The 12868-nt window shown below is 60.5% G+C and carries 10 protein-coding genes; 6 read left to right on the top strand and 4 right to left on the bottom strand.

All coding sequences use genetic code 11. From position 1 onward, the window contains the following. Positions 1–28: 28 nt before the first annotated feature. Complete coding sequence (msrA, locus tag ACQ66M_RS05005; RefSeq protein ID WP_430402307.1) at positions 29–679, top strand: peptide-methionine (S)-S-oxide reductase MsrA; 651 nt, start codon at positions 29–31, stop codon at positions 677–679. Here msrA and ACQ66M_RS05000 read toward each other — a convergent pair. Continuing rightward, complete coding sequence (locus tag ACQ66M_RS05000) at positions 673–2394, bottom strand: ArnT family glycosyltransferase (RefSeq protein WP_430402304.1); 1722 nt, start codon at positions 2392–2394, stop codon at positions 673–675. The two genes, msrA and ACQ66M_RS05000, sit on opposite strands and share 7 nt — an antisense overlap. Positions 2395–2654: 260 nt before the next feature. Here ACQ66M_RS05000 and ACQ66M_RS04995 point away from each other — a divergent pair, with 260 nt between their 5' ends. The 3 genes from ACQ66M_RS04995 (at position 2655) to aguB (ending at position 7816) form a co-directional block, all read left to right on the top strand. Next, positions 2655–5855, top strand: a complete 3201-nt coding sequence (locus tag ACQ66M_RS04995) for a TonB-dependent receptor (protein ID WP_430402302.1) — start codon at positions 2655–2657, stop codon at positions 5853–5855. A 94-nt stretch (positions 5856–5949) separates the two neighbouring features. Next, on the top strand, positions 5950–6942 hold the full coding sequence (locus tag ACQ66M_RS04990; RefSeq protein WP_430402300.1) for an agmatine deiminase family protein: 993 nt from the start codon (positions 5950–5952) through the stop codon (positions 6940–6942). A 31-nt stretch (positions 6943–6973) separates the two neighbouring features. After that, positions 6974–7816 (top strand): N-carbamoylputrescine amidase, encoded by an 843-nt coding sequence (gene aguB, locus ACQ66M_RS04985; RefSeq protein ID WP_430402298.1) that lies wholly within the window; start codon positions 6974–6976, stop codon positions 7814–7816. Here the strand turns inward: aguB and ACQ66M_RS04980 are convergent. Further along, positions 7813–8115, bottom strand: a complete 303-nt coding sequence (locus tag ACQ66M_RS04980) for a hypothetical protein (protein ID WP_430402296.1) — start codon at positions 8113–8115, stop codon at positions 7813–7815. The two genes, aguB and ACQ66M_RS04980, sit on opposite strands and share 4 nt — an antisense overlap. Positions 8116–8239: 124 nt before the next feature. Here ACQ66M_RS04980 and murI point away from each other — a divergent pair, with 124 nt between their 5' ends. Beyond that, positions 8240–9109, top strand: a complete 870-nt coding sequence (murI, locus tag ACQ66M_RS04975) for a glutamate racemase (protein WP_350174555.1) — start codon at positions 8240–8242, stop codon at positions 9107–9109. Here murI and ACQ66M_RS04970 read toward each other — a convergent pair. Next, positions 9055–10248, bottom strand: a complete 1194-nt coding sequence (locus ACQ66M_RS04970; RefSeq protein ID WP_430402294.1) for a type III PLP-dependent enzyme — start codon at positions 10246–10248, stop codon at positions 9055–9057. The two genes, murI and ACQ66M_RS04970, sit on opposite strands and share 55 nt — an antisense overlap. 264 nt (positions 10249–10512) lie before the next feature. Between ACQ66M_RS04970 and ACQ66M_RS04965 the strand changes: the two genes are divergently transcribed. Beyond that, complete coding sequence (locus ACQ66M_RS04965) at positions 10513–11610, top strand: substrate-binding domain-containing protein (RefSeq protein ID WP_430402292.1); 1098 nt, start codon at positions 10513–10515, stop codon at positions 11608–11610. An 8-nt stretch (positions 11611–11618) separates the two neighbouring features. On the opposite strand, the gene ACQ66M_RS04960 is transcribed toward ACQ66M_RS04965, so the two are convergent. Further along, complete coding sequence (locus tag ACQ66M_RS04960; RefSeq protein ID WP_350174549.1) at positions 11619–12725, bottom strand: glycosyltransferase family 4 protein; 1107 nt, start codon at positions 12723–12725, stop codon at positions 11619–11621. Positions 12726–12868: the final 143 nt, after the last annotated feature.

The raw sequence follows: 12868 nt of genomic DNA, 5'->3' as shown, positions 1-12868 counted from the left end.
CGCCGTCCTGATGAATAGTGAGTGTGTCATGCGTGCCCGTTCTGCCCCCGTTGTTGCGATTGTTGCCGGCCTTGCCGCAACCGGCCTTGCCTTCTTCTCAAGTGCGGGCGCTGAGGATACGCCGACACATGACGAGTCCAAGCGCTTGGCGTCTGCTGTTTTTGCCGGTGGCTGCTTCTGGTGTGTCGAATCCGATTTCGACAAGGTGGACGGCGTCATCGATACAATTTCCGGCTATACAGGCGGGCATGTCGCCAAGCCGACCTACAAGCAGGTCAGCGGTGAGGACACCGGCCATTATGAGGCGGTGAAGGTTACCTACGACCCCGATGTGGTGACTTATGACTATCTCGTGTCCTACTTCCTGCACCATGTCGATCCGACTGACGCTGACGGTCAGTTCTGCGACAAGGGTGATAGCTACCGCACCGCCATTTTCGTGGCGAACCCGGAAGAGCGCACCATTGCAGAGGCCGATATCGCGGCTGTCGAAGCGTCAGGTGTCTTGCCGGCCCCGGTGGTGACACAGGTGATCAGCGCCGACACGTTCTGGCCAGCCGAGGACTATCACCAGAATTACTATATCAAGAACCCGATCAAGTACCGATACTATCGGGCGTCCTGCGGGCGGGATGGCCGGGTCAAGGAACTCTGGGGCGAAAGCGCCGCTACTCACTGATCTTTCAGGGCCGGGCAGGGCGATGCCTGAAATTCCGACTGTCCCTTGTGGCGCGCCTCCCATACTTCGTCATGACGCTCGGGTGCGAAGCCTGATGCCTCATAGAGATGAAACCGCCGTGTGATCGGGCAGCCATTGCGGCGCGTGCCGAGTGGAATCTCGATCTCTCCCACTGATTCAAAAACCTGGAAGTCGCTGCGCAGCATGGGGCGCATCGCCGGATGCAGGGACACGACCAGCACGGTCTCATCCAGCGGCGCAACAAGCGCCTCGGATTCGGAAAAACTCTTCGGCACGCCATAGCGTCGCCAGGAGAGGAGGGGCAACTCGCGGTCGCGTGCATAATAGTCCAGTCCGTGCCAGACCTCGCGCTCGTCGACCAGCACGGACGTGGCTCCAAGCTCATCTGCCTGACGGAACACTTCGGCCGCTGCCGTCTCCCATCCGCGCGTGCGCTTCTGCGCATTGTCGAAGCCGAGTTCGGTCGACATGTGGGCAGGGATCAGCGCGATAGTCATGAAGAAGGCCGCCATCAGAGCATGCGCCACGAGGCTGGTCCACAGAAGCCCCGCCGGGCGATAGGCCTGAAAATGGCCATAGGCGATCATCCCGCCCGCAACCGCGCTGCCGATCAGCAGGCGCAGCCAGAGCGCAAGGTCAGGCGCTGCCAGAAGGGCCACGAAGGTCAGTCCGGCGATCCAGAACCAGAGGCTGCGATTGGGCTGCGCGCGGATCAGCCAGGCCGCCACCAGCACGCTTGCCGCCGGCCAGGCGGTCGCCGCCCAATTGGCATTGGCCCGCGACAGGACGGCCTGCACAAGGATAATGACAAGGACCGGTACGACGAAGCAGAGTAGCCAGCGGTCGCGGCCCATCAGGCCCGCATCCGAACCGCGCATCACGAACAGGCCGAAGATCAGCGAAATCAGGCTGACCGGCCCGAACACGCCCATCTGGTCGACAAGGAAATCGACCGCATGTTCCGGGTGGAACAGGTCTCCACCAAGATTGGCATTGTCCACCGTGTGGCTGACCGTTTTGAAATCATTGGCGGCATTCCAGGCCATATGCGGCGCGAAGATGGCGCCAGCGACCAGGACGGCGATCAGCCCGCGCCCGGAAAGCAGTGCCTTGCGCGTATCGCGGTCCAGCAGCAGCGTCAGGCCGATCCCGATCAGGAAATAGACCATCGCATACTTCGACAGGAAGCCCGCACCGAGCGCAACACCGAGGCCCGCCGCGCTGGCCCAGCCACCGTCGCCGCTGCGCAGACGCCAGAAGGCATAGAGGCCCGCGCACCAGAACGGCATCAACACGCCATCAGTTGATATAACAGCAGATGACAGGATCACGGCTGGCATCAGCGCATAGCCGAAGGCGGCCATCATGCCGGTGCGCGCGTCATACATTGCGCGGCCGAGCAGGAAGAGGAACAGCGCGCCGATCGTGTGCAGGAAGGGCGCCGCCAGCCGCACGGCCCATTCATCATTGCCAAACACGGATGTCACCGCATGGATCACCCAGGCGATCATGGGCGGTTTGGAATAATAGCCCCAGTCCAGCGTCTCGCCCCAGCGCCAGTATTGCGCTTCGTCAGCATAGAGGTTCAGCGGTGCCAGCGCGAGAAAGCCGATCCGCAGAACAAGGAGCAGGCCGAGACCAACGAGCGTCGCGCGCAAATACTGGGAATCCGATTCGCGACTCAGGCCTGTCATGTCTTCTCACCTTGATACGTTCTTTGCTTATGCAGCGCACGGCGCGTCGAATACAGCCCCCTTTTCAGGCATGACCTGCCCCCTGAAGCCTCAAAGCGTGGCTTTTTTGCATCGCAGCAAACTGAATGAACCGATTTACTGCAACCTACGTTGAACTGTTAAAAACTTGTCACTAATCCGTCATGCAGCGGGAGTAAGCGACCGCAAACCGGCCACGCACACGTTTCAGGTCGGGGGATCATTCGCATCAGGGGAAAATCATGATGAATTGGAACACTTTCGGTCGCGGCATGGCGGTTTCCGCCATCGCGATCAGCGTCGCAGGCATCGCCTCTGCGCAGGTCACAACTTCCAGCATTCGCGGACAGGTTTCCGACGCTGACGGCGCCGCCGTCTCCGGAGCCACCGTTGTCATTACACACACGCCATCCGGCACCGTCTCTGCGGCTGTTTCCGGCGAAAACGGCTCATTCTCGTCGCGCGGCCTGCGCGTCGGCGGACCCTATACGGTTGAAGTGACCGGCGCTGACTTCACGCCAGTCACCGTCACCGACATCTTTATCGCTCTCGACCAGACCTATCCGTTGAACCTCACTGTTTCCGGCGCCCGTACGCTGGACACGGTTGTCGTCACCGGCAGCCAGCTTCAGGCCGGCTTCTCCAGCCAGGGGCTAACGACCTCGCTCGGCCTTGAGGCCCTCAACGAAGTCGTCACGATCGACCGCGACATCACCGACGCAGCCGAGCTTGACCCGTTCGCAAGCGTCAACGTCCAGTCGGGCGGCGCCAAGGAACTGACGATTGCCGGCGCAAACAACCGTTTCAACTCGCTGACCATTGACGGCGTTGCACTGAACGACCGCTTTGGCCTGAACGCCAACGGTTACCCGACCCAGCGCTCGCCAATCTCGTTCGACGCGATCCAGTCCCTCTCGGTTGAAACCGCTCCGTTCGACACCGAGTATAACGGCTTCACCGGCGGCACGATCAACGCCGTGACCAAGTCCGGCACCAACGAGTTCCACGGCTCGGCCTTCTACTTCAAGACCGACGATTCGATGGCTGGCGACAAACTTGGAGATACACAAGTTGACCGCACGTTCGAAGAAGAGACGATCGGCGGAACATTTGGTGGTCCGATCATCAAGGACAAACTGTTCTTCTTCCTCTCCTACGACAAGTATGAAGAAGCTGCAGCCCTGAACCGGGGCCCAACAGGTTCTGGCGCAGTCAACATCGAAGATGTGACGCCTGCAGATATCGCTGAAATCTCTGAAATCATGTCGACCGTCTATGGTTTTGACACCGGCGATTTCGGTGGCGGCGTGCCACCAGTCGAGGACGAGAAAATCCTCGGCAGCATCGACTGGAACATCTCCAACGATCACCGCGCGAAGTTCACCTACATCAAGACGGAAGGCGCCGCGATCAACGAGCAGAATGGCAACAACTTCCTGCAAGGTGCCGATCTCGCCTATCCGTCGTCCTGGTACACCAACTCGGAAACAGTGGAATCCTTCATCGGTCACCTCTATTCCGACTGGACGCCAAACTTCTCGACTGAGATCAAGATTGCCCAGACGACCCAGGCCACCGGCCAGGACAGCCTGAATGGCGCTGAATTCTTCCTTGGATCGGTCGAAACATCGACGGGAACCGTCATCGCATTCGGACCTGACCGTTTCCGCCACGGCAACGAACTCGACCAGGAATTCATGCAGTACAAGCTGAAGGCCGAATACCTTTATGGTAATCACACCCTGAAGGCTGGTATCGAGCGGGAAGAAGTCGATGTCGACAACCTGTTCGCGCAGAACTCCGAAGGTACCTACGCCTTCGCGTCGATCGACGATCTCCGCAACCGGATTGCAACCGACGTTTCCTACAACAATGCCATCACCAATGACGAGAATGACCTTCGCGCCATCTGGGGTTACAATTATAACTCGGTCTACGTTCAGGACACCTGGGACATCCGCGACGATCTCAGCCTGCTCTTCGGCCTGCGCTACGACTATTACCAGTCGAGCGGCAAGATCCGTGAAAACCAGAACTTCATTGATCGCTACGGCTATTCCAACACGAACGATCTGGAAGGCCTGGATGTCATCCTTCCGCGCTTCTCGTTCAAGTGGGACGCCAATGATGCCGTCACGGTTCGCGGTGGTGTCGGCCGGTTCTCCGGTGGTTCGCCGAGCGTGTGGGTCTCCAACAGCTATTCCAACGATGGTGTGATCAACGGCGACGTTTCTGACTCCGGCTCGATCCTTGTTCCGAACACGCCTGACGCGGCAACGGGTAACTACATCCCGGGTTACCTCCTGGACGAACTTGCGAACCAGACGCCGGACGGTTCGGTCAATGCGCTCGACAATTCGTTCGAGATCCCGTCGACCTGGAAGGCCAATCTCGGTGTTGCGGTCAACACACCGGGCAACTGGCTGCTGACGGCAGACGTGCTTTACAACAAGCTCGAGAACGCACCTTACTGGTATGACGCAACCTGCGGTGATCCGGTTTCTGCGGCACCTGACGGCCGTCCGGTCTATAGCTGCGGTGGTGCACCACAGGCCATCATCGTCGGCAGTGTTGACAAGGGCAACTCGCTCCTCTGGGCTGTTTCGGCCAGCAATAACTGGGAAACACTGGTTGGCGATTTTGACCTCTTCACCAGCTATACGCATGCAGACGTCAACGATATCGGCATGGGTACGTCTTCGACCGCGACGTCGAACTATTCCGACACGGCACGCTACAGCTACCAGAACCCGCGTACCGGTACGTCGAACTTCGAAGTCGAGCATCAGTTCAAGATGCGTCTGAACTGGGAGAAGGAGTTCTTTGCTGACTACGCAACAAAGGCATCGCTGTTTGCGACCCGTCGTTCGGGCCAGCCTTACTCCTACACGTTCAACACGAATGGACGTCGTGACGTGTTTGGCATCAATGAAAGCAGCGCCGATGATGCGGGTGCGACTTTCTACGTGCCGACCGGTTTTGACGATCCGCTGTTCTCGGCGAATTCCTTCGGCGGAGATGTGAACCTCCAGCAGGACTTCTTCACCTACATCGCCACGTCTGAGCTGAACAAGTACAAGGGCAACATTGCGCCACGCAACGGCGACAATTCCCGCTGGTCGACGATCGTTGATCTTCGTCTCCAGCAGGAACTGCCAGGCGCGATGAAAAATCATCGCACCTTCCTGTTCCTTGACATCGAGAACCTCGGCAACCTGATCGACAGCGATGCAGGCCGTATCGAGCGCACACGCTACGAATACAAACGCCTGGTCAGCGCCGCGTCGATCGAAAATGGCCAGTACGTCTACGGCGACCCGGGCCGCGATGGCATCTGGGGTACAGGCGACCGCGATGAATCGACATTCAGCACGTCGAAGAACTCCGAAATCCTGAACCAGTCGCTTTGGCAGGTCCAGATCGGTGTGAAATACGAGTTCTAGATCGTTCGCGATCCAGAGCGAAGATTGTGGAAGGGCGGCCTGTCATGCAGGCCGCCCTTTTCCTTGTTTGCAACCTGTGGCAAGGCCAGCGACCATGACCGATACCCCGCGTTTCCTCCCGCCCGAATGGGCCCCGCAGTCTGCGCTCTGGTGCGGCTGGCCCCGCCTTGCTGACGAATGGGGGGGTGATTTCCACGGCGCGCGCGCCGAAATCGCCGCCTTTGCCCGCGTGGCGGCGGGCTTCCTGCCCGTGAAGCTGGCCGCCGGATCAGACGAGGCCGCCCGGTCTGCCCGCGAGGCTGTCGGCGATGTTGCTGAAATTATCGAGGTGCCGACCGGCGATATCTGGCTGCGCGATACCGGCCCGATCATCACGACGGGCCAGGGCGGCGCGCAGGCCGAAACCTTCCGCTTCAATGGCTGGGGCGGCAAATACCTCATGCAAGGCGACACCGATACGGCCGCTGCGGTAGCTGGCGTCGAGGGCATCAGGGTGCGCGGCCATGACCTGGTGCTTGAGGGCGGCGCGATCGATGTCGACGGGGAAGGGCGGTTGCTGACAACGCGCCAATGCCTGCTGAACCCGAACCGGAACGGCGACTGGACCGAGGCAGCCGCCGAAGCCGCGCTTGCTGGAGCCTTCGGGGTGGATGAGGTCATCTGGCTGGGTGACGGTCTGCTTAATGATCATACCGATGGCCATGTCGACAATATCGCACGTTTCATCGCGCCGGGGCATGTGCTGTGCCAGCATCCGACCGGCAGCGAGGACCCGAATGCCGAGATACTCCTCGCCATCGAAGACCGGCTGCGCACGGCGGGGCTGATGGTCTCGACGATTTCCTCGCCGGGCCACATTCACTTCGGCGATGGCGCGCCGGTGCCGGCCAGTCACATGAATTTCACCATCACGAACGGTGCGGTCATCGTCCCGACCTATGACGAGCGGTTCAGCCTGGTTGCGCTCGCCCAGCTTAAGCCGCTGTTTCCCGGCCGGAAGGTGATTGGCCTGCCGGCATTGAACATTCTGCGCGGGGGCGGCAGTTTCCATTGCATGACCCGCGAAATCCCCTCGAACTCCTTCTAACCCCCCCTCACGGCCCCGTCGGACACCAAATATGACCCGCTCCATCACTCTCGCCGCCATCCAGTTCTCTCCCAGCGACGACGTTCAGGCGAATATCGACCGGGTGGCCGGTTTCATCGAGCAGGCGGCAGGGCAGGGCGCCGATGTCGTACTGCCGCCGGAGCTCTTCTGCGGTCACTATTTCTGCAAGACGCAGGAAGAGGTGCATTTTGCTCGCGCCCTGCCATGGGAAACCCATCCGGCGGTTGTGCAACTGGCTGAAATCGCACGGAAATGCGGCGTTGTGATCCCGGTCTCTATCTATGAGAAGAATGGACCCGCCTATTACAATTCGCTCGTCATGCTGGATGCAGACGGCACGGCGCTGGGCATCTACCGAAAGAGCCATATTCCTGACGGGCCGGGCTATCAGGAAAAATTTTACTTCCGCCCGGGCGATACGGGTTTCCGCGTCTGGGATACGAAAAAGGGTCGCATCGGCGTCGGCGTCTGCTGGGACCAGTGGTTTCCGGAAGCTGCTCGCGCCATGACACTTATGGGGGCCGATGTGCTGTTATATCCGACCGCGATTGGCGCCGAACCGCAGGATTCAGCCCTCGACACGGCAGGACGCTGGCGCCGGGCCATGCTGGGGCATGCGGTTTCAAACGTGATTCCTGTCTGCGCGGCCAATCGCATGGGCGATGAGGGCGGTCAGGTATTCTATGGCACGAGCTTCATTGCCGATCAGGCCGGCGACGTCGTGACCGATCTTGGCCGCACGGAGGAGGGGGTCATTCAGGCGACGTTCGATCTGGATGTGGTCGACCGTGACCGCGCGGCATGGGGCTTCTTCCGTGACCGGCGGCCTGACCTTTACGGCTCGCTTGTCTAGTCCTGCGGTCCGCGTCGCGCCGCGTCGAACCAGTCTGTCATGACGCCGCCCGGAACGCGCGACAGATCTCGGTACCAGTCCGGCAAGCTGTTGAGCGCATCGGCTGTGTCGCCCCAGCGTCGCAGGTTTGCATCGGCTGCGGTGTGGAAGGCCTCGCGCATGCGGGCCTCGTCCATGGGCTGAAAATCCGGAACACCCTGAACGCCAGCCAGGCTTTTCTGCGCGGTGAGCATCATTTCCAGGGTCGAGGCAGTGAGGGCAAGTGAGGCGCGCCAGGGCGCCAGCCAGAGGTCCATCATGATGGAAAATCCTTGTTTCTGAACCGGATAATACGCCGGTATTGTGCGGTGCACAACAAATCTCATGCCAAACATGCCCGCTTGCCCCGTTTTCGCCGCGAGCGAATGCAAATAGTCTCCTGCCATGACAGACTTCCAGTTCACCAATTTTGCGCCGTCTCCAGCCCGCGGCCGGGTTCTCGTCTTCGATTCCGGGGTCGGGGGCCTGACCGTCGCTGAGGAAATCCGGGCGCTGGGACCGGCCCTTGGCGTTCACTATGCAGCCGATAGCGGATTTTTCCCCTATGGTGACAAGTCCGATGAGGCATTGCAGGAGCGCCTTCCGCGCGTCGCCAAGTTGCTTTGCGATCATGTCCGCCCTGATGTCTTCGTGATCGCCTGCAACACCGCCAGTACGCTGGCACTGGAGGATATCAGGGCCGTGCTCGATATTCCGGTGGTTGGCACTGTTCCGGCCATCAAGCCGGCGGCGGCCTTCAGCGAGACGGGCACGATCGGCCTTCTGGCGACACCGGGCACGATCCGGCGGGCCTATACTGCCCGGCTCATCAACGAGTTCGCCGGAGACCGGCGCGTCATCATGCATGGCAGCATCGAGCTTGTCCGGCTGGCCGAAGCGCATGCACGCGGCGACGATGTGCCGATTGAGGCAATCGCAGCCGCGCAGGCACCGCTGTTTGAGGCACCGGGCGGGGACCAGATCGATACGGTCGTACTGGCCTGCACGCATTTTCCCCTCGTGCGCGGGCAATTGATCGCCAGCGCGCCGCATGGGGTCAGTTACGTGGATTCCGGCGCGGCGATTGCGCGCCAGACGATCCGCGTCCTGCCGCCTGAAACCGAGGCGCGCGGGATTGGCGGGTCAGCCTATCTGACCAGTCCGCCCGAGGAGTCGCCGGATCTGGCGCTTGTCCTCAGGCGTTACGGCTTTCCGGATGTTCACTTGGTGGCTTTGGATCCGATCGCGATGACTTCTGCGCCAATCGCATTGTAGAGGCTCGGCCAGGGCGCATCGTGCACGATGGCGACTTCGGTTTCTCCGAAACCGTTGAAGCGGCTGGACATTGCGCGGCCATAGGCTCCGATATTGCCGAACTCCAGATAGTCACCCTCGGTCAGGCCGGCAGGCAGCCAGACCTTGTCCGGGAACTTGTCGGTCGAGTCGCATGTCGGGCCGTACACCGTGTACTCAGCCATGCCACGCAGCTTGCGTCCGTCACCTGTGATCGCGCGTACCGGGAAGGCCCAGCGTTCGTGAACGGCATCATAGAGCGATCCATAGGAACCATCATTGATGTAGATCGAGCCGGGCTTTGCCAGTTCGATACGCACCAGAAGGCTCTCGGCTTCGGCAACGAGTGCGCGGCCAGGCTCGCACCAGAGGTCGGCGTTCTCGAGAACGAACATGTTCTCGAACGATGTTTCGACCATGGCGGCATAGGCCTCCAGCGATGGCGGCGGTGTATCGGCATAGATTGACGGGAACCCGCCGCCAACGTCCACGATATCGACGGTCACACCGGCCGAGATGATGATGCGCGAGACGTCGGCCATGGCGGTTGCCCAGGCCGACGGCTTCATCGCCTGGCTGCCGACATGGAAAGAAACGCCCAGTTCATCGGCATAGCGGCGTGCTTCGCGCAGAATGGCTGCAGCGTCGTCTTCGCTTGCCCCGAACTTGCCGGTCAGCGGCAGGGTCGCGCCGTCATTCGACACGCCGATGCGCACAATGATAGTAAGATCTTTCGCGTAGCCGGTTTCTTCGAGAATCTTCTGCAGTTCGGCCTGCGTGTCGGTCACGAAGATGCGCACGCCGTACTGATGGTAGGCGCGGGCAATCGCCCGGCGGTTCTTCACGGGGTGAAGGAAAGCCATGCGGGCGCCGGGGAAGCGGTTGTAGATCAGCTCGATCTCGTTCTCGGAGGCGACATCGAAGCTGTTGATGCCCGCAGCCCAGAGGGCATCGAGCACGTGCACGCCGGGGTTTGCCTTGACGGCATAGAACGGCTGGGCCGGGAAGCTTTCCCGGAACCATTTTGCAGCCGCCGTCACCCGATCAGGGCGGAAACAGTAGACAGGAACATCGGGCTCTTGCGAGCGCACAATATTATAGGGGGTAGCATAGGAGTGCATGACACCTAACCTCCAAAGGGCTTTTAACCAGCTTCGGGCGTTAGTGCAGGGGGCCCCCAGTTTAAGGGTTGGCCCAGATGTCCGCCACATCCGTATTCGGGCTGTGAGATATGCGATGATGGGGGGGAGCGCAAGTGGAAAAATGAGTCATTTTCGCCAATCGTCGCAAAAACGTCATACAACTTCAACGTGGCTGTCATCGCCGGCAGGTAATGGAACGCCATTCGTCCCGTTCCGGGAATGTATTTTTTCAGGAGGCATCGCATGAAATCTGGCGTTCTTGTCGGGGCAGCCCTCGCCCTCACTTTGGCTCTTGCCGGTTGCGGGAAAACGGACTTGTCCAATGTCGAGGCATCCGATGCAGCGCCTCAACAGCCGCAGATGGCTGGCAGCAAGCAGAAGATCAAGATTGTCGGCTCATCGACGGTTGCGCCCTTCTCGACCACCGTGGCCGAGCGCTTCGGGGCAACGTCGCCTTACCCGACACCAATTGTCGAAACGACCGGAACCGGCGGTGGCTTCAAGTCGTTTTGCCAGGGCATCGGTCCGGACCAGCCGTCGCTGTCAAATGCCTCAAGGCCGATCAAGCCGAGTGAGACGGCCCTGTGTGCGAGCAATGGCGTGAACGACATTATTCCGATCGAAGTTGGCTATGACGGGATTGTCGTGGCGAATTCCAAGCTGGGCCCTGATTTCGATATTACCAAGACGCAACTCTACCTCGCGCTGGCGCAGGAAATTCCAGACGGTGCCGGAGGGTTCAAACCGAATCCTTACACCTCCTGGAACGATGTCGATCCCGGCTTGCCGGACCAGCCGATCACCGTGTTCGGTCCGCCGCCCACATCCGGCACAAGGGACGCCTTCGTCGAGCTTGGCATGGAGCTTGGCGCCGAGGCCCTGCCCGAAATGGCCGCGCTCAGGGCAAGTGACAGCGACGCGTTCAAGGAGCGGTCCCACACGATCCGAACAGATGGCGCGTGGATCGATTTTGGCGAGAATGATACGGCCATTATCCAGTCACTCGTGAAGACACCGACGGCGATTGGCATTCTTGGGCATTCCTTCCTTGAGCAGAACGGTGACAGGATCAAGGGCGCCGCGCTTGCGGGCGTTCCGGCGACGTTCGAGCATATCAATTCCGGCCAGTACGGCCTGTCGCGGGTGATGTTCATTTACGTAAAGGTCCAGAACCTGCCGCTTATGCCGGGCCTTTACGACTTTCTTGTCTATTACACCGATGACGACGCCTTCGGTCCCGACGGTTACCTTATCGAAAAGGGGCTGATCCCGCTGGATGATGCGGACCGTCAAGCGCAGCGCGATATCATTGCCGGCCTGGAAAGCCAGGCGGCCAGGTAGGCGGGGGCCTACAGGCCTTCGATTGGCGGCTTCCTGCGGCGGCGCAGGCGAATTTTCTGCCAGAACCGCCGGCGCGCAGGCGCCGGAAGGGGCTGGAGATTCTCGATGAAGGCCTCGGCGCAGGCCTTCCAGCTATAGGTCTCAGCATAGGCGCGGCAGGTCTGGCGGCCGAGCGCCAGACAGTCCCGGGCGCCCTGGGCAAGGTCTCCGCCGACGGGCGTGATCGTGCCGGCATTGGATCCCGGGATGACATCGCGCGGCCCGGTGGCGTCGTATGCCGCGACAGGCAGGCCGGATGCCATCGCTTCCAGGACGACCAGACCGAACGTGTCGGTCAGGCTCGGGAAGACGAAGACGTCCGCGCTGGCATAGATCGTGGCCAGTTCATCCGCGAATTTGCCGCCAAGGAAGGCCACGTTTGGATAGTTGCGCTTCAACTCTTCCAGTTGCGGCCCGTCGCCGACAATCACTTTCGAACCCGGCAGATCGAGTTCGGCAAAGGCCTCAATGTTCTTTTCGACCGCCACGCGGCCGACATTCAGGAAAATCGGTCGCGGCAGACCCCTGAAAGGGTCGTTCTCTGCGCCTTCCGCGATGCGCTTTTCCGGATCGAAAAGCTCAGTATCGACCCCGCGCGTCCAGGCCACGAGATTGATGAATTTTCGCACGCGCAGTTCCTCGACCATGGACGGGGTCGGGACCATGACCTTGCCGGAATACTTGTGGAACCAGTGAACGAAGGAATAGCCGACCGATATCGGGATCGGCAGGCGGGCCGCGACATATTCCGGGAACCGCGTGTGATAGGCGGTCGAGAAGGGGTGTTTGACGGTCAGGCACATGGCGCGGCCGGCCATGCCGAGCGTGCCTTCAGTGGCAATGTGAATCGCATCAGGTTCGAATTCGTGGAACCGCTCTTCGATCTTGCTGCGCGCAAACAGGGCGAGCTTGATCTCGGGATACGTCGGCAGGGGAACGGTCCGGAACCCGTCGCCGGGATGAACAATTTCCCAGATATGCCCCATTGCCTCGGATTCAGCGATTACCCGCTTCATCGTGCGAACGACGCCGTTGACCTGAGGGTCCCAGGCGTCGGTGATCAGCATGATGCGCATGGGGGCTCCTTGAGGGCGCTTTCCGGTCGGCGGCAATGTGGCGGGGTTGGTCCCGGGCGTAAAGAGGCGGAACTACTGCAAAGTCACTCGCGTTTCGTTCTATGGGACGATATATCTCTGCCCGTAAACAAGAAAAAGCGGAC

The organism is Hyphomonas sp., from assembly GCF_965284475.1.
GTDB lineage: Bacteria > Pseudomonadota > Alphaproteobacteria > Caulobacterales > Hyphomonadaceae > Hyphomonas.
The sequence above is the reverse complement of the archived record's forward strand: the minus strand, read 5'-3'. Positions and strand labels throughout refer to the sequence as shown.